Consider the following 22,202-nt stretch of genomic DNA (forward strand, 5'->3'; position numbering starts at 1 on the left):
TCAAAACATTAAAACTATGGCAGTATTTGGTTATTCAGGCAAGAAAGACGAGCATTGGTTCGATATTGACCCATACAGCGACAAAGACATACTCAACATCAAGGACCCTGAGGGCGGTGCCGTTCAAGTGAAATCCACCGCCATCCCTTCGCCTCTGGCACGCTTTGATTTAGTATATCAAGCTTTCGAAAATATAAACACAGGACAGGGCGGACTGGAAGACGCCCGCTTGGTATCCTATACCTTGGACATCGCGGAAATCTTTTTCAAATACAAGCGTCTGCACCAAACACAAAGCGACCTGCGCATTGTCAGCTGGAAGAAAACCGAATCGCTCGAAACACTCGTATCTTCCGCTCATGAAGGGCATCGCGCTTTGGGCAAGGTATTGAACATATTTTTAAAGCAAGACCAAGAAGATTACCACACCGGACTGTGGAATGCCATTCACCTTATCAAATACAGCGGCAAAATTATAGGTGCCACCTCCCCCCTCACGCTCTTTGCCGTAGCCGGCGATGTGGACGACCTGCCCCCGCTTGCGCTCGACCAGCATACTGCCTTTCAAAAGATTGTACCGCTTCGGAATCGACAAGACGATTTCATCACCTACATGTATTTGCTCAGTACAGACAAATATTTCCGCACCTACTTCCCGGCACTTCACAGGTATATTGAGCGTGAGATAGAACAACTGCGTAAGGAAAGGCGCGACTTTGTGCAAGGGCTGGAAAGCCTGTCCGAAAAAGACATAGAGAAATATCCTGCCTTGGACTTGGGCAACGGTGTGCTGGAAATGTGCAAGGTGGCACTGCGTACGGAAGACCCGCACCGAGGTAACGAAAAAGTGCAAAAAAGTGGGTTCCTGCTCAGCGGTATAAGGAAACGCGTATCCAAAAAACCACTGGTTTTGAAAGAAGGCTATGAGGGGGATGTTATTTACATTGAGGGCAAAATGTGGGACAAACGCATCATAGTGCGCCAATACATATCCGAAGAGATAGACAAGCGCACGCTGCCCGAGCTCAACATCCAATACCCCTTCGTCACAGACGATGATTTCCTGGCTCCTTCTCTCATAGAGCTGCCCGCAGCCCTCAACAAGGAGGCATTCCACGCTTTCAGCTTAAAGCAAGAAGAGGAGGAAAAAACCTATCTGTATCCTTTGAAGAAGGAATTCTTCCGCTTCTTTACCGTAGAAGATTTATTGAGCCCTGACCCCGGCACGCCTTCCATAAAAGCCGAATACGTAGGCTTAGCCGTAAAAGTAACTTTGAGCATACCCATTGCGCAAGGCTTTATTCAATTCGAACGACGCTATAATCCGCCCATAAGTGCTGACTTAAGCGATGATTTTTACATACGGACATTCGAAGCGAACATTGCCATGCTGCCCCCCATACGCTTCGAAGAGGCAGGCATCCGGCCTTTCTATGCTTTGCAGATGGTCAATATGAAAAAAGAAAACGAAGTGAAGCTTCACTTCTACAAAGTAGCACCGGATGCGGACTCGCTGCCCCCAAAAGGCGATGCCATCGAAGTGCAGCGTGCTGATAAACTTTATGATATCAAGCACTATTGGTTAAGTGAGAGCTTCGACTATCTGGAAATAGAAGACCGGCAAGGCAACCGGGGCGTGGCAATTCCCAAATGGAAAGATATAAGCAAACACCGCAGCCGCGAATTTCACTTCTGTATTGACTTCGGCACCAACAATACCCACATAGAATACACCATAGATAATTCCGGTGATCCGAAGCCTTTCGACATCCTCGAGGAACACGACCGCCAGACGGTTTCGCTACTGCGCTTCGACCAAACGCAAGGAAGCATTGAGAGCTTGGTGCTGCCCGGGCGCATAGAGCAGTTGTTTGTACCGCAGGAAATTGCTCCCGGCACGCTGTATCATTTCCCGCAACCCACCATCCTGCTGAAAGACATCCAAAGTACTTACCAAGACACCAAGCCGCTTGTCAATAGCGCCATCGGCTTTGCTTTTGGCAGAAAATCGCTCGAGGGGCTGGGCGTTACGGCGGTAAAAAACTTGAAATGGACCGGCGGCAAAGACACCTCGGATATCAAGCGATTCTTGTCGGAAGTGATGCTGCTCATACGCAACAAAGTGCTTCTGAATGACGGCAATCTGAAGATGACGCGCATCACCTGGTTGTTCCCCAGCAGTATGTCGCAGGGGCGCCGTGAAAGCTTCGAAAATATATGGAAGGAACTCTGTCAAGAATATATCAGCAAAGACTGCGAGCCCAAGCCGGTGCTTGAGTCCGTAGCACCTTTCTATTACTACCGTCAAAAATATCCTGACGTAGGCGGCAGAAGCAACCTCGCCGTATCGATTGACATAGGGGGCGGCACCTCCGACTTGATATTCTATCAAGGCGACAGCACCGCCCAACTCATCAGCTCGGTGCGCTACGCCGGCAACGTGCTCTTTGGCAACGAATACAAGCCACGTGCCACGCCTCAATGGTTTAGCGAGGTGTATGACGAAATCATCAATAAACTGAGAGACGTGCTGCGGGAAAGCAACTCCGATATTAGCGATATCATGAAGCTGGGCAGCGAGGACTTCTGGCTTAAAAACATGATTCTTTTCAGTTTGGAGGACCACCCCGGCCTTCAACAAGTTGATCGCTCCGTTTACTCTTACACCTGGCGCCTGCAAAACCATAAGCGCATGAAGATTGTATTCCTCTACTTCTATGCCGCTTTGGTTTACTATGCTACCAAGCTGGCAAAGCAAAAAGGACTGGGTGTGCCATATACCTTCACCTTCAGTGGCAATGGTGCACGGGTTATCTCCATGATTTCGAGCAAGTGGAGCGAAGGGTCTGCCATCCACAAATTCACCTTGGACTTGGTGCGCCGTGCCTATGGAGAGGAAGTGAATGCACTCAACCTGAAGTTTGAAGAAAGTGTAGCCAAAGAGCTTTCTGCCAAAGGGGTGCTTATGACAAAAAACATTGCCTTTGACCCACAACAAGATGAAGAGCTTATGGTGAGCTACACGCAGCTGCTGCTGAACAAAGTCAAACAAGAGTTCACCTATGAGGAAGTCAAATCGCCCGAAGTAGCCGGAAGGGTTCTACAGGAATTTCAGGATTTCAATGAGTGCTTCATGGCTATCAACCAAACGCTCAATCTCACCAAACAATTCGATGTGCATGCAGAAGCGCTGAAAGGCTTCTTTGAGCTGCTGGAAAAGCCCCTTACCACCGATGCCATCAGCAACGCCATCGAAGACCACGACCAAAGCAGCGAGTATATCTCCAATGACAGCCACTTTGAAAACGACCCCTTCTTTGTGCCGGTAATTCTTAAGCTGCGCGAAGCTTTGTATGCAGACTGGACAAGAGATGTAGCACAATCTAATCAAAAGTAAAACGACGAAAGACTATGCGTATCTTCTTGTATATATGTTTCTTGACCCTGCCGGCATTCTTTGCCGGCGCTCAATCCGACGACAGAGAGGCGCTGGTTTTCAATCAGTTTAAGCGCTATGCTGCCTGCAAGCTCACGCAACTTTCTGTTCAACACGGCTCTGCCTCCAACGTAACCAAAGCAAGCGTGAACAAGGTTTGTGGCGACTGTAACAAACCGCCAACCTTTGAGAGACTAATTGCCACGCTGAAATCCAAAAAAGCTATAGACAACGCCCGGCTGGTGCAGCAGATTCGCGACTTGGAGCTTCCGCCTCAGTACCGCCCACTCGACGAGGCGAGTCTGCTCCGCTTCTTCCGGGAAGGTTTTTTCCGCTCGGGGCAGCTCAAAGAGTTTGCCGGGGACCGGCTGAGTCCCGATGGCAAGTACTCGTCCCAAAAGGAACTGTTCAAACAAACCCAAGCCGACATAGAAGCCTACATCTCGCGGCTTTTTCAAGAGGCAGCCTTGTCGCAAGCGCCCGAAGAGGAGGCAAGTGCAGACGAGCCACCGCAAGAAGCCCAATACCGGGAGCCGACCGCCGCTGAGGAAGAGGCGCCTGTGAAAGTGCAGTCTCCTGTCATCAGCCAAGCGGGGGACGACCGCCCACACTATTTGCTCTGGGCACTGACCTTGCTCAACACACTGCTGCTGGGATGGCTGCTTCTGCAAAGGAACAAGAAAAGAAAGCAGCGCTATGTTGCCTACGGCTCATCTTCCACCACTTCAAACATGTCCATGGCAGCAAGTGAGTTGAAACACCTGAAGGAGGAAGTGGAAAAACTGCGCAATGAGCTCATAGAACTGCGCAATGCCAACAACAAAAGCAAAACGGCGGCTCCCGAGGAAAAAGCCCCGAAAGCAACAACTCCTCCCCCTTCCTTCGAACCCCAAACCTATTACTTCGAAGTGCCCAACCCGCAAGGCTACTTTTTGGCGGAGAAAGCCTCTTCACAATACAAAGAAGGGCGTAGCATCTTCGTATTGAACCGCTACAATGAGCAGGAGGCCGATTTCCGGCTGGTAGAAAGCCCCGCTGCCTATGAGCTGGCCATGCAATTCCGCAAAGAAGTATTGCATCCGGTTTCTGTCATAGCCGAAGGCAACGACTGGCTCCACGGCAAGCGGCTGGAGGTGATTCGCCCCGGGCGTGCCCGCCTTGAACAAGGCAAATGGGTAGTCACCGAAAAGATGGTCATTCAATATGTGTAACTCACAACAAGCGACATAACTTTATAGCCAATGATACTTTGGATTATCATTTCAATCATCTTTATACTACAATTACACCGTGCTTTCATTTTATACCGGCAGATAGAGACCCTTCGCAGCAGCCTGCCGGAAGAAAGCGAATTAAGCTTTTTGAAGCTTTATGTGTCTCCGGCAGACCTGAATGACGACGGTGCCCTCCAGAATATTCTGAAAAAGCCGGAGGTATATACCACGCCGGATGAGGATGCCATCACCATAAGGGTACTGAGTGTGCAAAAGCCCACTGTTCCCTTTCAAGGTATTTTGCAAAACTTGAACGCCTACCTGGCAAGAAACTATCATGTAGCCATCGATTTCGGCATCATGAAAGACATCATCGAGCGCCCCATAGAAACGTGGCAGAAAGGCATCCGGCAACTTATTCCGGTGCCCATCCTGCTCGGTCTGTTGGGCACCATCATCAGCATCATTGTGGGGGTCTTTGAATTGAGTGGTAGCCAATCGACAGCCGACTGGGACATCAACTCCTTCTTAGACAGCGTTGCTTCTGCCATGATAGTGAGCGCCGCCGGGGTGTTGCTGACCGTAGTCGCCAATTTGACATTATCGCTCCGCTGCCCAACAAGCCGAAGAACGCAAAAATGCGCTCTTTGCCTTCATTCAGGTGCAGGTGTTGCCCAAAGTAGATAGCGGCTTGAGCCGCCTCATAGAGCAGATGCATCACCACCTGATGCAGTTCAACGAGCGGTTTACGGAAAACACCCGCCGGCTGGACTACATCTTCGACAGAAACGAAAAGCTGCTCAAGGCAGTAAGCCAAATCCTCAACAAAGACAACCTGCAGCAAATGAGCTACTTGGCTGCCGAAACGAAAGAAATCCTTGCCCGAAGCAGGCTACTGGCAGAAAACTTCGAGTCGCTCGGTCATTTCATCAAGTCTCTTGACAAAATGACTCAAAGCAACGAAAAAACAACCGTCGCGCTGCATGCTGCCCTGCAACGCATCGACAACATCGACAAGATAGCCCGGAACCTCGAGCTGCGCCTCACGGAGAGCCAAGCTTTGCTTGAGTTCCTGAGCAAGCACTTCAAGCAGATGGAGCAATACGCCCAAGCCGTAGAGCAAGCCAACCGGCAATATGTGAGTGACATAAAGAAAGTGCTGCAGGAAAATCAAGCAACACAAGAAACCTTTGTCAACAACCTCAATGCCTCCCATAAGAACCATCTGGAAACAATCTCTAAGAGCTACAAACAATCCATGGATGCCCTCAGCCAAAGCTATGAAAAGCTGCAAGCCCACATATCCGGGCTAATCACCTCACTTGTAGAGCATCTGCACGGGCAAATACCGCCTGTACAGGATGCAGTTGAACAAAACCGCAAAAACCAAGAGGCACTCAAAGAGAGCATACAACAGCAACAGAAAGCCATTCATGATAGCCTGCAAGAGGCATTTGAGCATTTCAAAAAAGAGAAAGACCTCTTCGAAGAAGAAATCGAAAAACTCAATCGCCTGAAAGAAGGCGTGCCGCAGCGCATAGAACAGATAGAAGAACAAACCGGACGCATCAGCCGGCAACAAGAACAACTCAACGAAGCTATCAAACAAATAACGGACAAGCTGGCGCAGATGAAAACCCTCATTGAAGAGGGCAAACTGGCAGTGCGCAATCCGGCAAAAACAAATGCACATAAGCAAACGCAGCAAACCATCACGCCCCAAATCAATAACGGCCAGACGGAGGAAGACACTCTTACCACTCCCACTCAAGCAGAAGAGGTAACAGAAACGGCAGATGACGACACCGCTCCCTCTTGGCTACAAAAGGTGCGCAGCTATTTCAAAGGATGGTTTAAATAAAAGAACCCGCAGTCATGAGCCTATTCGACAACGAGGAAGGGATGTATTGGCCCAGCTTTACCGACTTGATGATTACACTTTTTTTCATCATGTTGGTGCTGTTCGTATGGGCATATTCTACCTACAACCCCGAGGCAATCAACCGGCTCAAAGAGCAGCTGGAAGTCACGCAACGGCAAGTAGAAAGCATCAAAAAGATAGAGCGGGCACTCAAAGAGCTGCCCGACAAGTATTTTGAATATGACCCGCGGTACAAACGCTTTTCTTTGAAGAAAAACATAGAGTTTGAAACCAAAAAATACGATATACGCCCGCAATACTACGGCTATTTGCTTCAAGTGGGGCGCGAAATAGAAAAGCTGATTTCACGACTCCAGGACTTATACCGCGACAAAGACATACGCTATGTCGTCATCATTGAAGGGATGGCTTCTAAAGACGGCTATGAATACAACTATGAACTCAGCTACCAGCGTGCCCTTGCCATCTATCGCTTCTGGCAACGCCATGGCATCCAATTCGATGAAAAAATCTGCGAGGTGCAAATTGCAGGCTCCGGTACCGGCGGCATCGGGCGCTTTCCGCCTGCCCAAGAAAAGCGCAATCAGCGTATATTGATTCACATACTGCCCAAAGTTGAATACTTTGCCGATGAAAACTAAGCTGCTTGCCATCACCGGCTTTTGTTTGATGATGCTTTGCCTAACGGGCTGCAACGAAGCCCGGCGCTCAGGCAAACGAAAACCCAAGGTGTCGCAAGAGCAACAGCTCCCGCAAGCGGAAGCTGTTGAAGAACGCAGTCCTGCGACAAATCCCCCTCCGCCCCGCCCGGCAAAAGACAGCATGCCGCCGGACAGCATATCATCGCCGGTCATGTTGCCCATTGAAGAAGAGAGCGGCGTGCAGTATATATGGGTGACGGTCAACGGCTTGAAGTTGCGTTTCATATTCGACACCGGTGCCAGCAACCTGTGCATCTCTGCCGCCGAAGCACTGGTTTTACAACGCCAAGGGACCCTGCGCAAGGAGGATTTTTTGGAAAAAAGACAGTTCCAAGATGCCACCGGGCGTATATCAGAAGCCTATGTGGTGCGCCTGCGCGAAGTGAGCTTGGGGCCCCGCACTCTCCATAATGTGGAAGCCTTGGTGATAGAGAATATGGAAGCTCCTCTTTTATTAGGGCAATCTGTCTTGCAGCGTTTCGGCAAGATAGCCATAGACAACCGCCGGAAAGTTATCCTCTTGGAATAAGCCTTCTTTTTTGTGTATATTGAAGGCATTCAAACCAACCCTTCTCAATTATGGAAGAAAACACACGCAACCTGTCTCCGTCATCTCCTGCTATCATAGGCGCTCAATATGGCGCGTACGCAGGGCTGGCTTCTATTTTTTACAGTTTAGCGGCTATGACTCTGGGAGTAGATCAAAACACAATCGTAGAGATAATAGGTACGGCTGTACCTGTTATTTTCATGGTACTGGGCGTACTTACCTACAGGCGCCAAAATGATGGCTTGGCTTCCTTTGGGCAAGCATATCTTGTATGCTTCATGGTGGCCTCGCTTACGGCAGTCATCGCTTCGATCTTCACCTATGCGTATTTTTCTCTTATCAACCCTGAGTTTTACGAAGCAACGATAGAGCAAGCTGTCTTGCGAATGGAAGAGAAAGGAACCCCGGATGAAGCCATAGAGACTGCCAAGCGGTTCATGACGCCCGGTTATTCGGCTGTCTTCGGTTTCTTAGGTAACATTTTCATTTTGGGAATCATTGGCTTGCTCGTAGCCGCTATTTTGAAAAGGTCGGAATAAATGCTACCGGGGGCATAAGTCGAACGGTTCCTGCATGCAAGGGGGCAGTCTGCTTTGTCCTCTTGTTTTTTGTTCTTGTCATTCCCAGTGCTTGTCTTCACTTGTTTTTTTGCCTCTTGTAGCCTCCTCTTTTTCCTCATTCTTCCCCTCTCTCCCTTTGTCGCTTCGCTTGTGCTTGCCTCCTGGCTCCCTCGTTTCGTTCTTTCGGTTCTCTCTTTTTGGTCATTTCGAGCATCCCTTTTTGTCATTTCGAGCGCAAGCGGGAAGTCTCTTTTGCTTTTTATAGCTTGAGATGTTTGAGTTTGAGATGTTCTCACCTGCACTTCGTGAGCTTCGCAAATGACAATCTATGCTTCGCTGCCATCCGAGATTTCTGACGGCGCTGCGCTGCGGTTCGAGATGAGAGGCTGTGCTTCGCTCCGGCATTTTTTAAGCTTGCTGCAAGCTGTACTCCAGCGATACCGTGGCGTTCAACAAACGGGAAATAGGGCAGTTCTCTTTTGCGTCGTTTGCCAGTGCTTCAAAGCGACCGGCATCGATGCCCGGCACCTTGGCTTGCATCTTCAGGTGCGAGGCTTCTATGGTGCCATCTTTCATTTCTATGGTGCAGGATACCTCCAATTGTTCGGCTTCAAAACCGGCTTCCTGTAAGTTAAATGCCAGCTTCATGGCAAAACAACCGGCGTGTGCTGCGGCAATCAGCTCTTCAGGGATTGGTGCCCTCCCCCTCCTCGAAGCGGGAGTGAAACGAATAAGGCGTTTCTTGCAACACGTGGCTTTGGGTGGTTAAGGTCCCCTTACCCGCTTTTCCGCTGCCTTGCCATTGTGCAGTTGCTTTTCTACGTATCATACGAATGTTGTTTTTGATAAACTAAACAAAAGTTAGCTTATTTCGCTAAATTTCACAAGGCCACCCCAAAGAGATGCCTGCTTTTTTTGACTTGCCTTCTTGCCCCTCTCTATGGCATGCTTCTTGTCTGTCATGCGTAAACAGCAGTTTTTTTCAGAAGTTTTTATTTTAGCCTTAAGCAGTCGAAACACATAAAAGAAAGCTGTGATGGAAGAAAATTTATTCAAGAAGACGATCGTAGAAACACCCCGGAATTCGGAGCAAAGATGTCTTTGTGTGCTTTGTTTGGACGTATCGGGATCAATGAAAGGCAAGCGCATTGAAGCCCTCAATGAGGGGCTGCAGGAGTTCAGCAGGGCTGTCAAAAAAGACCCGGTGGCACGCAAGCGCCTCGAAATAGCCATCGTTACTTTTGACAACATCATTGAAATAAGGCAATACCCCGAACTTATCGATTTCTTTGATATGCCAACGCTCCAGGCAGCCGGCACTACCCGGCTGGTCGATGGCGTACGCACCGCCTTGCGCATCATAGAAGAGCGTAAACAATACTACAAAAAGCATGGCTTGAACTACTATCGCCCCTTCGTGATTCTGATGACCGACGGCGAACCCGACAAAGGGCAAGATATTCATGGTTTGGCACAAGAAATCAAGGAAGGTGTAGATCAAAAAAAATTCACCTTCTGGGCAGTGGGTGCACAAGGCTGTAACTACAAGGTGCTTAATTACATATGCCACCCGCACATGCCGCCCAAAGCACTGGACGGGCTCAAGTACAAAGAGTTTTTCCAATGGCTGAGTGCTACCATGACCATCGTGAGCAAGTCGTCACCGGAGAAACGCTTTTTGCCCCCACCCATTACTTCATGGGAGTTAAGCGACCTGAGCGCAGAGCCCACTCAAAAGCCCTTCGATGAAACCGATGAATAGAATATAGCTCAAGCAAGCGGCAGCGGCCGAAAGCAAAGCCGTTAAGAACTGATGCTTTTGCCACATACATTTCACAGTGAATATATTCAAGCTGTATTTCCTTCAATATCGAAAAAGAGAATGGAAGACAATCTATTCCAAAAAACCACTGTAGAGGTTCCCCGCAACAACGAACAAAAATGCCTGTGTGTGCTTTGTCTGGACGTATCGGGCTCAATGAAAGGTGCCCCAGGCACTCAACGAAGGGATAAACGTCTTTATCGAAGCAGTAAAAAAAGACAAAAATTCACCTTTTGGGCAGTGGGCTCGGAAAATTACAATCATAGGGTACTTAGCACATTATGTCACCCGTCAATGCCACCCAAAACGCTGGACGGGCTCAAATGCAATGAGTTTTTTCAATGGCTGACTGCTACTACCATGACCATCGTGAGCAAGTCGTCAAAAGTGGAAGATTTTCAGCCGCCCCCTACCGTTTCTTGGGAAGTAGATCCCAGTCTGCCATCTCTCACCCAAAGACTCATCGATGGATAAAGGTGTGGAATGGCACATAGGACAACGCACAAAAAGGAAAAAGGAATCAACAAAAAAATTACGCACTTATGTGGCTCACTGCGCACGCTTCTGTTGAGGGCAGCTCACATGCAGCTCATAACCTGCCTTGTCAAGATGCTCACTTATGCAAACTCATAAAAGACACAGACGCTCTGCTGTGTGTGGTATCTGATGGAGCCGGCTCATCGCCCTTGTCCCACCTCGGTGCCGGCATCGTGGTAGAAGCTGCCTATAAGCATTTTTCCCGTTTATTGAAGGAAAAAGGATGGCACAACAGCCATACGCCCCCTGCGTCTGCGGCCTGGCATGAAGTAGCCAAACAGGCCTTTCGTGGAGTACGACAGACAATAGAAGCGGCTGCCAAAGAAGCGCGTGTGGCACCACAAGCCATGGCAGCCACTGCCATTGTGGCCATTGCAACCCCCCATTATTTATTGTGTTCTCATATTGGCGACGGCCGGGCCGGCTACAGAACCACCGGGGGCGTGTGGAAAAGTATGATACAACCCTACAAAGGCGAATATGCCAATGAAACCATCTTCATTACTTCGCCTATTTGGGAAGGCAACGCCCCTGACCAATACATAGAAAGCCGGGTAATAGACGAACCCGTAGATGCCGTGGTATTGATGTCAGACGGATGCGAAAACGTATGTTATGAAACGACCATATTCAACCCGGAAAAAGGCGCCTACCAAAACAAGAACACCCCCTTTGCCGGCTTTCTCGACCCAATGATCGATGCCCTGCACCGTATGTATGCCCAAGGCATGGATACGTCTTCCATTAACCGGTTTTTGGAAGAATATCTTGCCCAGGACCCTGTTTTCGCAGAAGAAACTGACGATAAAACGCTCATCTTAATCGCAAAAAAATAAGCCAATCCATGCAACTGTTTACCTCCAACGGAACGCCCGTCCAATTGGGCGAAATGCTGGGCAGCGGCGGTGAAGGAATCGTTTATGAAGTAAACAACCACCCCACCCGTATCCCCTTGGTTGCCAAAGTGTTTTTCTCGCCCGAAAAAGCAGCGCAAAAAGAAGCCAAGCTGCGCTATATGATACAAAACCCGCCCGAAATCCATCGAACAGGACGGGCACACCTTCCTTGCATGGCCCATGGACCTGCTCTTCAACGAACAGGGACAATTCACCGGCTTCCTCATGCCCAAAGCCGAAGGCGTCGAGCTCGAATACCTCTGTTCACAAGACTTCGAACACTATCCCGAATTTCAGGAGCATGCGTGGAGAAAGTTTTACTTCTCCCACCCCATGGTGGCATACTACCGCCTGCGCACAGCATTCAATATCTGTGCGGCCGTGCATGCCCTGCATCAAAAAGGATATGTCATCGGCAACCTCAAACCCGTCAATATCTTTGTATTGCCCAACGGTCTCATTTCCATTGCAGATCTCGACAGCATACAAATACACACAAAGGAAGGACACTTCCCTTCCATGGCAGTCACGCCGGAATATGCCCCGCCCGAAGCCGGCACTTGGGAGCCCGAAATGCCCAAGCAACAAAGCTGGGACCTGTTCAGCCTTGCCGTCATCCTTTACCGTTTCCTGGTGGGTATTCATCCTTTCACCGGTACCCTCAAGCTGCCCTACGACAAGCTCACCACCTATGAAGAGCTTATACGCCATGGGTTCTACCCGCATGGTAAAAAGCAGAAACTCTTTGCCGCCATACCCAATGACCACCAAAGGCTCTTTGCGCTTTATCCCCCACAGGTCGCTCAAACCTTCATAAAGGTGTTTGATACCTGCCTCTTTCAGCCGGAAAAACGCCCCTCCGCTTTAGAGTGGAGTACAATGCTGTATGTAAAAAAGAAAGAGCAAAGCCGGCTTGAAAGACAAAAGCAACAAGCCCCCACAATTACAGACAGCAAAACGAAAGCTCCTCGCACTTCTCGTTTCAAAGAAACATTCATACGGCTTACCCTATCATTTCCATTTATTATTCGCATCCTTCAACTTCATCCAGAGTCTTATAAGCTTTATGATTTTTCTTACAAAATTAACTTCAGCTTTGTCACTCATTTGCATATGGCGCTCATCATATATGCAGGCATCTACTTGTACAGGCTTATCAATACCAAGCGAACCAAGGCTCTTCGCTTTCGTTTATTTGTAGGATGCATACACTTTATCGTTGTTTTCCTGTTTACGTACTTCTTGATCATGCCCAGGCCCTTTTATTCCTTTATTCCGTTCATGGCATTGGTTCCCGTTCCGCTTACTTTCATGCTTATATGGGCGCTGCCGGTTGCTCAACAGAACATACAACTCACTTCTTTGCCCAACCAAGACAGATTGGCGCAGCTGTTGCCGGCAGCTTTGCCCTATCTGCTCGCCGGAACATTTCTCTGCTACAAAATGGTGGAATGGATAGGCACTGCTGTGTATGACACGTTTTTCTCGTTTTCTGTTCTTTTAATCCCGGAATTGGCTTTCATTATCCTTTTTCAGCTCATTACCTCATGGAGTCAATGGCACCTGATTCGGTTTGTAAAACGGTACGGACCGGTTACCCCCACCGAACAACTCACCTTGAAAACCTTGCTTTTTCTTGCTTTTGCAGCCGCTTACTTGCATGGTATTCATCAAATGCTGTTGCCGGGTACATATGGAGGATACTTCACTACTGAAGCTACTTCGTATTTGAATGCTGTCTTATATCTTATCATCGTTCCATCTTTGACTTTCGGATGGTACAAGCTCGTAACCGGCATATGGACATGGATAAAGCGCAACAACACTTGATGCCGGAAACTTGTATTCCGGCTTTGGCTTATTATTTTTGTCTTTTAAGAAAAATGTATGCAAAAATCAACCTATGAACCCCACACCTGACCCCACTCTGGATTTATCCATTATAATACCGGCCTACAACGAAGCGGAATCGCTCCCCGAATTGATAGCCTGGATTACCCGCGTGCTTGCCGGGCATGCATGGACCTACGAAATCATTGTAGTGGACGACGGCAGCGAAGACCAAACCGGGCAGCTGCTGCATACGTTGAAAAAGCAATATCCTCCCCTGCGGGCTATTCGCTTTTTGCGAAACTATGGCAAGTCGGCAGCACTTCAAACGGGCTTTGAAGCAGCCCGTGGCGCCGTAGTCATCACCATGGATGCCGACCTGCAAGACGACCCGGAGGAGATCCCCGCTCTCTATAGAATGATAACAGAAGAGGGGTATGACTTGGTGTCGGGCTGGAAATATAAACGCTATGACCCATGGAGCAAGACCCTGCCTTCGAAGCTGTTCAATGCGGTCACCCGCAGGCTGTCGGGCATCCCGCTCCATGATTTCAACTGTGGATTGAAGGCTTATCGTTGTGAGGTAGTGAAAAGCATAGAGGTATATGGTGAGATGCACCGTTACATACCGGTCATTGCCAAATGGGCAGGGTTCAAGCGTATTGGTGAAAAGAAAGTGAAGCACCATCCTCGACGCTACGGCAAAACCAAGTTTGGCATTGAGCGTTTTCTGTTTGGCTTCCTTGACCTGCTGTCCATTCAGTTTGTGTCGCGCTTCCGCAAGCGTCCCATGCACTTCTTCGGCGGCTTGGGCGTACTTAGTTTCACCATTGGTGCACTCATCACTTTGTGGCTCATTGGGTATAAGCTATGGGCACTGGCGCATGGGCTTCACTATCGAGAAGTAACCGCCCAACCTCTTTTTTACCTGGCATTGACAAGCATCATCATCGGTGCCCAACTATTTCTTACCGGCTTTTTAGGCGAAATGATCGTGAATACTGCCCCCAAGCGTCATGACTATGTGATTGCCGAGGTGATAGAATAAAAGCGAGCTTGCTTTACCACCACACAGAAGGGTAGCTGCTCCGGTGTGTAAAACACATCCTTCAACAGGAATGGTTTTTGCCTGCAAAGCAGATAGCTGTTATCTTGTTACAAAAAGCAGGATAAATATTTTTAATTCCCGGAAACAGCAGGCATCAATGCCTCTGTGTTTTGTTGAAACTTATTGTGGTAAAAAACATTATCTAAAAAGACCATGCAAGTATATACTGCGGGCGGCACCCTTCTGCAATTGGGCGAAATGCTGGGCAGCGGCGGCGAAGGAATTGTTTATGAAGTAAACAACCACCCCACCCGCACCCCCTTGGTTGCCAAAGTGTTTTTCTCGCCCGAAAAAGCAGCGCAAAAAGAAGCCAAGCTGCGCTATATGATACAAAACCCGCCCGAATCCATCGAACAGAACGGGCACACCTTTCCTTGCATGGCCCATGGACCTGCTCTTCAACGAACAGGGACAATTCACCGGATTCCTCATGCCCAAAGCCGAAGGCGTCGAGCTCGAATACCTCTGTTCACAAGACTTCGAACACTATCCCGAATTTCAGGAGCATGCGTGGAGAAAGTTTTACTTCTCCCACCCCATGGTGGCATACTACCGCCTGCGCACAGCATTCAATATCTGTGCGGCCGTGCATGCCCTGCATCAAAAAGGATATGTCATCGGCGACCTCAAACCCGTCAATATCTTTGTATTGCCCAACGGTCTCATTTCCATTGCAGACCTCGACAGCATACAAATACACACAAAGGAAGGACACTTCCCTTCCATGGCAGTCACGCCGGAATATGCCCCGCCCGAAGCCGGTACTTGGGAGCCCGAAATGCCCAAGCAACAAAGCTGGGACCTGTTCAGCCTTGCCGTCATCCTTTACCGTTTCCTGGTGGGTATTCATCCTTTCACCGGTACACTCAAGCCGCCCTACGACAAGCTCACCACCTATGAAGAGCTTATACGCCATGGGTTCTACCCGCATGGTAAAAAGCAGAAACTCTTTGCCGCCATACCCAATGACCACCAAAGGCTCTTTGCGCTTTATCCCCCACAGGTCGCTCAAACCTTCATAAAGGTGTTTGATACCTGCCTCTTTCAGCCGGAAAAACGCCCCTCCGCTTTAGAGTGGAGTACAATGCTGTATGTAAAAAAGAAAGAGCAAAGCCGGCTTGAAAGACAAAAGCAACAAGCCCCCACAATTACAGACAGCAAAACGAAAGCTCCTCGCACTTCTCGTTTCAAAGAAACATTCATACGGCTTACCCTATCATTTCCATTTATTATTCGCATCCTTCAACTTTATCCAGAGTCTTATAAGCTTTATGATTTTTCTTACAAAATTAACTTCAGCTTTGTCACTCATTTGCATATGGCGCTCATCATATATGCAGGCATCTACTTGTACAGGCTTATCAATACCAAGCGAACCAAGGCTCTTCGCTTTCGTTTATTTGTAGGATGCATACACTTTATCGTTGTTTTCCTGTTTACGTACTTCTTGATCATGCCCAGGCCCTTTTATTCCTTTATTCCGTTCATGGCATTGGTTCCCGTTCCGCTTACTTTCATGCTTATATGGGCGCTGCCGGTTGCTCAACAGAACATACAACTCACTTCTTTGCCCAACCAAGACAGATTGGCGCAGCTGTTGCCGGCAGCTTTGCCCTATCTGCTCGCCGGAACATTTCTCTGCTACAAAATGGTGGAATGGATAGGCACTGCTGTGTATGACACGTTTTTCTCGTTTTCTGTTCTTTTAATCCCGGAATTGGCTTTCATTATCCTTTTTCAGCTCATTACCTCATGGAGTCAATGGCACCTGATTCGGTTTGTAAAACGGTACGGACCGGTTACCCCCACCGAACAACTCACCTTGAAAACCTTGCTTTTTCTTGCTTTTGCAGCCGCTTACTTGCATGGTATTCATCAAATGCTGTTGCCGGGTACATATGGAGGATACTTCACTACTGAAGCTACTTCGTATTTGAATGCTGTCTTATATCTTATCATCGTTCCATCTTTGACTTTCGGATGGTACAAGCTCGTAACCGGCATATGGACATGGATAAAGCGCAACAACACTTGATGCCGGAAACTTGTATTCCGGCTTTGGCTTATTATTTTTGTCTTTTAAGAAAAATGTATGCAAAAATCAACCTATGAACCCCACACCTGACCCCACTCTGGATTTATCCATTATAATACCGGCCTACAACGAAGCGGAATCGCTCCCCGAATTGATAGCCTGGATTACCCGCGTGCTTGCCGGGCATGCATGGACCTACGAAATCATTGTAGTGGACGACGGCAGCGAAGACCAAACCGGGCAGCTGCTGCATACGTTGAAAAAGCAATATCCTCCCCTGCGGGCTATTCGCTTTTTGCGAAACTATGGCAAGTCGGCAGCACTTCAAACGGGCTTTGAAGCAGCCCGTGGCGCCGTAGTCATCACCATGGATGCCGACCTGCAAGACGACCCGGAGGAGATCCCCGCTCTCTATAGAATGATAACAGAAGAGGGGTATGACTTGGTGTCGGGCTGGAAATATAAACGCTATGACCCATGGAGCAAGACCCTGCCTTCGAAGCTGTTCAATGCGGTCACCCGCAGGCTGTCGGGCATCCCGCTCCATGATTTCAACTGTGGATTGAAGGCTTATCGTTGTGAGGTAGTGAAAAGCATAGAGGTATATGGTGAGATGCACCGTTACATACCGGTCATTGCCAAATGGGCAGGGTTCAAGCGTATTGGTGAAAAGAAAGTGAAGCACCATCCTCGACGCTACGGCAAAACCAAGTTTGGCATTGAGCGTTTTCTGTTTGGCTTCCTTGACCTGCTGTCCATTCAGTTTGTGTCGCGCTTCCGCAAGCGTCCCATGCACTTCTTCGGCGGCTTGGGCGTACTTAGTTTCACCATTGGTGCACTCATCACTTTGTGGCTCATTGGGTATAAGCTATGGGCACTGGCGCATGGGCTTCACTATCGAGAAGTAACCGCCCAACCTCTTTTTTACCTGGCATTGACAAGCATCATCATCGGTGCCCAACTATTTCTTACCGGCTTTTTAGGCGAAATGATCGTGAATACTGCCCCCAAACGTCATGACTATGTGATTGCCGAGGTGATAGAATAAAAGCGACTTGCTTTACCACCACACAGAAGAGTGCTGCTCCGGTGTGTAAAACACATCCTTCAACAGGAATGGTTTTTGCCTGCAAAGCAGATAGCTGTTATCTTGTTACAAAAAGCAGGATAAATATTTTTAATTCCCGGAAACAGAGGCATCAATGCCTCTGTGTTTTGTTGAAACTTATTGTGGTAAAAAACATTATCTAAAAAGACCATGCAAGTATATACTGCGGGCGGCACCCTTCTGCAATTGGGCGAAATGTTGGGCAGCGGCGGCGAAGGAATTGTTTATGAAGTAAACAACCACCCCACCCGCACCTCCTTGGTTGCCAAAGTGTTTTTCTCGCCCGAAAAAGCAGCGCAAAAAGAAGCCAAGCTGCGCTATATGATACAAAACCCGCCCGACTCCATCGAGCAAAACGGGCACACCTTTCCTTGCATGGCCCATGGACCTGCTCTTCAACGAACAGGGACAATTCACCGGATTCCTCATGCCCAAAGCCGAAGGCGTCGAGCTCGAATACCTCTGTTCACAAGACTTCGAACACTATCCCGAATTTCAGGAGCATGCGTGGAGAAAGTTTTACTTCTCCCACCCCATGGTGGCATACTACCGCCTGCGCACAGCATTCAACATCTGTGCGGCCGTGCATGCCCTGCATCAAAAAGGATATGTCATCGGCGACCTCAAACCCGTCAATATCTTTGTATTGCCCAACGGTCTCATTTCCATTGCAGACCTCGACAGCATACAAATACACACAAAGGAAGGACACTTCCCTTCCATGGCAGTCACGCCGGAATATGCCCCGCCCGAAGCCGGACTTGGGAGCCCGAAATGCCCAAGCAACAAAGCTGGGACCTGTTCAGCCTTGCCGTCATCCTTTACCGTTTCCTGGTGGGTATTCATCCTTTCACCGGTACACTCAAGCCGCCCTACGACAAGCTCACCACCTATGAAGAGCTTATACGCCATGGGTTCTACCCGCATGGCAAAAAGCAGAAACTCTTTGCCGCCATACCCAATGACCACCAAAGGCTCTTTGCGCTTTACCCCCCACAGGTCGCTCAAACCTTCATAGAGGTGTTTGATACCTGCCTCTTTCAGCCGGAAAAACGCCCCTCCGCTTTGGAGTGGAGCACAATGCTGCATGTAAAAAAGAAAGAGCAAAGCCGGCTTGAAACACTTAAAGCAAAAATAAAAAGCCGGCTTGAAAGACTAAAGCAACAAGCCCTCACAATTATAGACAACGAAATGAAAGCTGCCCAGAACCCTTCTTTCGATTTCGAAGCAAAAAGGATAGCACCTCGGGTAATGCTGTCATTTCTCGCTTTATTCCTAATTCTTGGGCTCCTGGGAGAAAGCAGCTTGAGTTACAGCATTTGGTTTTTATTTTTGTGGCTCCCCATTATAGTATATGCAGGCATTTACTCATACATGTTTATCGCCGGCAAGTGTAACAATCAAAAGTACACCTTATTTTCAAGCTGTTGTCATTTTATACATATTCATTTATTATTAGGTTTTGGGCTTGTGTTTTATGCTTTTTTTGGTACCATGTTATTCAAACTCCTAAACTACAAAGGAATATCTGCAACCTTGATATTCTTCGCTGGGATGCCAATATTTGTATTACTTCTTATCCCATTCGTCAAATACTTTTCTGTTCTACCGTTCACAATAGCGCTGGAGAATGCTCAAAATTATGCCCCATTCAAAACCAACCCCAAACCTGATTACGCTCTTGTACCGCTCGCATTCAACAAGAAAAGATTGCTAAAATTAGTACTTATGGCTTCGCCCTATCTGCTTATTGCAGGGAGCATCTACTTCATGATAATAAAAACAGGGAGCAGCCTCCCCCCTGTTTCACGCACGCTATCTCTTATTTTACTATTTCGGCCCATCAATTTACTGAGTCAACGGTGCCTGCTTTGGCTCATCAATCGTCTTACCTCGATTAACGCCACCGAACTGTTTGCTCTCAACACGCTGCATTTTCTTGTCTTTGCGGCTACCTACTTGGCCTGCATACATCTCGCTTATTCGGATATATTTATTAAAGATCCAAGTAACATATTGCTTGAAATCCTCTTTATCTTCTTGCCTCCAATTGCCTTTATTATAAAATAAACTATAAGTGCACTGAGCCCCCGCAACACTTGATGTCGGAAGCTTGTATTCCGGCTTTTGCTTATCGTTTAAGAAAATGGTGCATACAAAGTCAAGTGCCAGTGGGGCCGCGGAGCTTATCCACGGTCCTGTTTTTGCAAAAGAAACCGATGATGAAATATTTATTTTGATGATAAAAAATAAGTCAACATATGCAACTGTTTACCTCCAACGGAACACCCGTCCAATTGGGCGAAATGTTGGGCAGCGGCGGCGAAGGATGGATTTATGAAGTAAACAACCACCCCACCCGCACCTCCTTGGTTGCCAAAGTGTTTTTCTCGCCCGAAAAAGCAGCGCAAAAAGAAGCCAAGCTGCGCTATATGGTGCAGAACCCGCCCGAAAGCATCGAGCAAAACGGGCATCCTTTCCTTGCATGGCCTTTGGAACTGCTCTTCGACGAACAAGGACGCTTCACCGGATTCCTCATGCCCAAAGCCCGGGGCGTCGAGCTCGAATACCTCTGCTCCGATGACTTTGAAAGCTACCCCGAATTCCAAAGCACGGAATGGCATAAGTTCTATTTCTCCAATCCCACGGTGGCCGGCTACAGGTTACGAACCGCCTTTAACATCTGTGCCGCCGTGCATGCCGTCCATGCCAAAGGATATGTCATCGGTGACCTCAAACCCGGCAACGTCCTTTTGCAGCCCAACGGATTGGTCACCCTCATTGACCTCGACAGTATTCAAATCACCGGCCCGCAGGAAAGCTATCCCGCCGCTGTCCTCACCCCCGAAAATGCACCGCCCGAAAGCAAAGACATGACGGCCGAAGATTTCAAAAATGAAAGCTGGGACCGATTCAGTCTTGCCGTCATGCTGTACCGTTTCCTCACCGGCATTCACCCCTTTACCGGCACCCTCAAACCGCCTTACGACACACTCAACACCTACGAAGAGCTCATCCGGCACGGATTCTACCCACACGGCTCACGAAAAGACCGCTTCGAGGTGATTCCGCCTACCCACCGGCGGCTGTTTGCACTCTACCCACCGGCAATCGCCCAAACCTTTGGGCAAGCCTTCGATACCGGCCTGTTTCAGCCGGACAAGCGCCCTTCGGCGCTCGAATGGAACCGCATCCTCCATGAAGTACTTAAGGCGGCAGCATCGACTGCCCGGAAGGTGCCCTCGCCCTTCATTGGGATCCCACTCACAGGCAAACAACTGGTTATAACCATGGGCGTGATGCTATTGCTTCTACTTGCCTTTAACAGCTCTCTGCCCGTGCCTTTCAGACTGATGCCCACACCATGGCTTTTGAAAATAAGCATCCTTAGTGTATATGCCCTGGCGGTTTCTGCAATGACTATATTCGCTCTCCCGCTTACTGTGAATACCCATACCCAGATGCTCATTATCCCCCCTCTGATGACACCCAGCTTGCTTTATCTGCTCTCTACTCATGACCAACTGCCTGATGACCTGGGCACACCTATCATCATTCATGTCGGTTATATAGCCTTTTTCCTGGGAATAATAGGTCACCTATATGATATTCTTCAACACAAGCAGGAGCTTATTCAAGAAAAGGATTACCCCGAAAGCATTGATAAGCTGGATGATATTTTACTTGGTAGAGCTGTCATACTGTTTACCACCCTTGCAATCCCCTATTATGTTTATTATTATATTCACTCTGATTTGGAATATTCTTTATATGTAGTCTTTACGCAAGAAGTTGCTCTAAGAAAATTGATATATTTTCTGGCATACACTCCTTGGCTACTTCTTAAGGCAATTGTCGTCTCTATCATTATTATGATCGCCGGTTTCATTATTTATGGCGCATTTGCTATGGTCACCATTATCCCATTTGCCCGGATGCTGTCTATCCCGGAAGACTACCAAAACCTCGTGCCGCTGAATTTCAATATAAGAACTTTTAAGCTGTTGGGCATCACCTTTTTCTTTGCGGCTGTGAGTGCCTGCCTTTTGTATGTAGTGACCTACGGAATACTTGCACACATCGAGGAGTTACCCCCCCTGACCTTTGTAACAATCATATCTTATTTTCTGCTCACATTGTGTTGCCAAGGTATCTCTTTTCAGCTGGTAAAGAGCTATGCGCCCCTCTCGTTCTCAGAAGAATTTGTCTTGCGAAATATTATTCTTATTGCCTCTACAGCAGGCTTTTTAGGAGCATGCACTCATTACGTAATGCCTCAGTTTTATGAGCTGGGTACGCTAAGGGCTCTATATCTCCTTGTGATCATACCGTCCCTACCTTTTTGGATACACAAGTATTTGAGGAATCTTATAGGTTGGTAAATGGCTGTTTGTCCCAATGCAGGATGCGCCGCCTCTTACCAAGCACCTTGAAACATGCATGCAGCAGCGCATGGCTTCAACAGGAATGCTTTTTGCCTGTAAGCCGGATAGCTGTTATCTTGTCGGGGAAAGGGCAAGAGC

17 protein-coding genes and 1 pseudogene are annotated in these 22,202 nt (G+C 48.3%); 17 read left to right on the forward strand and 1 reads right to left on the reverse strand.

Translation table 11 applies throughout. The features are described from left to right. The first annotated feature begins 16 nt into the window (after positions 1–16). Genes QVE43_RS03305 through QVE43_RS03335 form a run of 7 tightly spaced genes read left to right on the forward strand, consistent with a single transcriptional unit; the run spans position 17 to position 8,322 of the window. Entirely contained in the window at positions 17–3,397 is a 3,381-nt protein-coding gene (locus QVE43_RS03305) for a hypothetical protein (RefSeq protein WP_288004274.1), read from the forward strand. Positions 3,398–3,411: 14 nt separating this feature from the next. Next, positions 3,412–4,647, forward strand: coding sequence for a hypothetical protein (locus QVE43_RS03310; protein ID WP_288004276.1), 1,236 nt, complete (start codon positions 3,412–3,414; stop codon positions 4,645–4,647). A gap of 30 nt (positions 4,648–4,677) precedes the next feature. Next, positions 4,678–5,337: a hypothetical protein gene (locus QVE43_RS03315; RefSeq protein ID WP_288004277.1), complete on the forward strand. Its 660-nt coding sequence runs from the start codon at positions 4,678–4,680 to the stop codon at positions 5,335–5,337. Next, positions 5,318–6,511 carry a hypothetical protein gene (locus tag QVE43_RS03320; RefSeq protein ID WP_288004278.1) on the forward strand — a complete coding sequence of 398 codons (1,194 nt, stop codon included), beginning with the start codon at positions 5,318–5,320 and terminating at the stop codon, positions 6,509–6,511. Before QVE43_RS03315 ends, QVE43_RS03320 begins: the two co-directional genes overlap by 20 nt. A gap of 14 nt (positions 6,512–6,525) precedes the next feature. Next, positions 6,526–7,173 carry an OmpA family protein gene (locus QVE43_RS03325; RefSeq protein WP_288004280.1) on the forward strand — a complete coding sequence of 216 codons (648 nt, stop codon included), beginning with the start codon at positions 6,526–6,528 and terminating at the stop codon, positions 7,171–7,173. Next, positions 7,163–7,762, forward strand: a complete 600-nt coding sequence (locus QVE43_RS03330; protein WP_288004282.1) for a TIGR02281 family clan AA aspartic protease — start codon at positions 7,163–7,165, stop codon at positions 7,760–7,762. Before QVE43_RS03325 ends, QVE43_RS03330 begins: the two co-directional genes overlap by 11 nt. Positions 7,763–7,812: 50 nt before the next feature. Then, the gene (locus QVE43_RS03335) at positions 7,813–8,322 is read left to right on the forward strand and encodes a DUF4199 domain-containing protein (RefSeq protein WP_288004284.1); all 510 of its coding nucleotides are present in this window, start codon (positions 7,813–7,815) and stop codon (positions 8,320–8,322) included. Between the two features lie 429 nt (positions 8,323–8,751). Here the strand turns inward: QVE43_RS03335 and QVE43_RS03340 are convergent. After that, positions 8,752–9,172, reverse strand: a pseudogene (locus QVE43_RS03340) (OsmC family protein). A 207-nt stretch (positions 9,173–9,379) separates the two neighbouring features. On the opposite strand from QVE43_RS03340, the gene QVE43_RS03345 reads away from it, so the two are divergent. The 10 genes from QVE43_RS03345 (at position 9,380) to QVE43_RS03385 (ending at position 22,061) form a co-directional block, all read left to right on the forward strand. Then, complete coding sequence (locus QVE43_RS03345) at positions 9,380–10,105, forward strand: VWA domain-containing protein (protein WP_288004286.1); 726 nt, start codon at positions 9,380–9,382, stop codon at positions 10,103–10,105. 354 nt (positions 10,106–10,459) lie between these two features. Continuing rightward, on the forward strand, positions 10,460–10,639 hold the full coding sequence (locus QVE43_RS03350; RefSeq protein WP_288004288.1) for a hypothetical protein: 180 nt from the start codon (positions 10,460–10,462) through the stop codon (positions 10,637–10,639). A gap of 68 nt (positions 10,640–10,707) precedes the next feature. Next, positions 10,708–11,538: a PP2C family serine/threonine-protein phosphatase gene (locus QVE43_RS03355; protein ID WP_038029065.1), complete on the forward strand. Its 831-nt coding sequence runs from the start codon at positions 10,708–10,710 to the stop codon at positions 11,536–11,538. A 240-nt stretch (positions 11,539–11,778) separates the two neighbouring features. Beyond that, positions 11,779–13,428 (forward strand): hypothetical protein, encoded by a 1,650-nt coding sequence (locus tag QVE43_RS03360; RefSeq protein WP_288004290.1) that lies wholly within the window; start codon positions 11,779–11,781, stop codon positions 13,426–13,428. Positions 13,429–13,501: 73 nt separating this feature from the next. After that, on the forward strand, positions 13,502–14,476 hold the full coding sequence (locus QVE43_RS03365; RefSeq protein WP_038032611.1) for a glycosyltransferase: 975 nt from the start codon (positions 13,502–13,504) through the stop codon (positions 14,474–14,476). A 445-nt stretch (positions 14,477–14,921) separates the two neighbouring features. Then, positions 14,922–16,571, forward strand: coding sequence for a hypothetical protein (locus tag QVE43_RS03370; protein WP_288004293.1), 1,650 nt, complete (start codon positions 14,922–14,924; stop codon positions 16,569–16,571). 73 nt (positions 16,572–16,644) lie between these two features. Then, positions 16,645–17,619 carry a glycosyltransferase gene (locus QVE43_RS03375; protein WP_038032611.1) on the forward strand — a complete coding sequence of 325 codons (975 nt, stop codon included), beginning with the start codon at positions 16,645–16,647 and terminating at the stop codon, positions 17,617–17,619. 595 nt (positions 17,620–18,214) lie between these two features. Then, the gene (locus tag QVE43_RS12560; RefSeq protein WP_374758338.1) at positions 18,215–18,697 is read left to right on the forward strand and encodes a hypothetical protein; all 483 of its coding nucleotides are present in this window, start codon (positions 18,215–18,217) and stop codon (positions 18,695–18,697) included. 47 nt (positions 18,698–18,744) lie between these two features. Then, entirely contained in the window at positions 18,745–19,749 is a 1,005-nt protein-coding gene (locus QVE43_RS12565; protein WP_374758337.1) for a hypothetical protein, read from the forward strand. 191 nt (positions 19,750–19,940) lie between these two features. After that, positions 19,941–22,061 carry a hypothetical protein gene (locus QVE43_RS03385; RefSeq protein ID WP_288004297.1) on the forward strand — a complete coding sequence of 707 codons (2,121 nt, stop codon included), beginning with the start codon at positions 19,941–19,943 and terminating at the stop codon, positions 22,059–22,061. Positions 22,062–22,202: the final 141 nt, after the last annotated feature.

The sequence above is a fragment of the Thermonema sp. genome, from assembly GCF_026003375.1.
Classification (GTDB): domain Bacteria; phylum Bacteroidota; class Bacteroidia; order Cytophagales; family Thermonemataceae; genus Thermonema; species Thermonema rossianum.

Excerpts from the sequence above, each read along its gene's own strand:
- QVE43_RS12560 (WP_374758338.1), top strand. The coding sequence starts at position 18,215 with ATGGTGGCATACTACCGCCTGCGCACAGCATTCAACATCTGTGCGGCC.
- QVE43_RS03330 (WP_288004282.1), top strand. The coding sequence starts at position 7,163 with ATGAAAACTAAGCTGCTTGCCATCACCGGCTTTTGTTTGATGATGCTT.
- QVE43_RS03375 (WP_038032611.1), top strand. The coding sequence starts at position 16,645 with ATGAACCCCACACCTGACCCCACTCTGGATTTATCCATTATAATACCG.
- QVE43_RS03370 (WP_288004293.1), top strand. The coding sequence starts at position 14,922 with ATGGACCTGCTCTTCAACGAACAGGGACAATTCACCGGATTCCTCATG.
- QVE43_RS03355 (WP_038029065.1), top strand. The coding sequence starts at position 10,708 with ATGTGGCTCACTGCGCACGCTTCTGTTGAGGGCAGCTCACATGCAGCT.
- QVE43_RS03365 (WP_038032611.1), top strand. The coding sequence starts at position 13,502 with ATGAACCCCACACCTGACCCCACTCTGGATTTATCCATTATAATACCG.
- QVE43_RS03325 (WP_288004280.1), top strand. The coding sequence starts at position 6,526 with ATGAGCCTATTCGACAACGAGGAAGGGATGTATTGGCCCAGCTTTACC.
- QVE43_RS03345 (WP_288004286.1), top strand. The coding sequence starts at position 9,380 with ATGGAAGAAAATTTATTCAAGAAGACGATCGTAGAAACACCCCGGAAT.
- QVE43_RS03315 (WP_288004277.1), top strand. The coding sequence starts at position 4,678 with ATGATACTTTGGATTATCATTTCAATCATCTTTATACTACAATTACAC.
- QVE43_RS03335 (WP_288004284.1), top strand. The coding sequence starts at position 7,813 with ATGGAAGAAAACACACGCAACCTGTCTCCGTCATCTCCTGCTATCATA.
- QVE43_RS03305 (WP_288004274.1), top strand. The coding sequence starts at position 17 with ATGGCAGTATTTGGTTATTCAGGCAAGAAAGACGAGCATTGGTTCGAT.
- QVE43_RS03360 (WP_288004290.1), top strand. The coding sequence starts at position 11,779 with ATGGACCTGCTCTTCAACGAACAGGGACAATTCACCGGCTTCCTCATG.
- QVE43_RS03310 (WP_288004276.1), top strand. The coding sequence starts at position 3,412 with ATGCGTATCTTCTTGTATATATGTTTCTTGACCCTGCCGGCATTCTTT.
- QVE43_RS03385 (WP_288004297.1), top strand. The coding sequence starts at position 19,941 with ATGCAACTGTTTACCTCCAACGGAACACCCGTCCAATTGGGCGAAATG.
- QVE43_RS03350 (WP_288004288.1), top strand. The coding sequence starts at position 10,460 with ATGCCACCCAAAACGCTGGACGGGCTCAAATGCAATGAGTTTTTTCAA.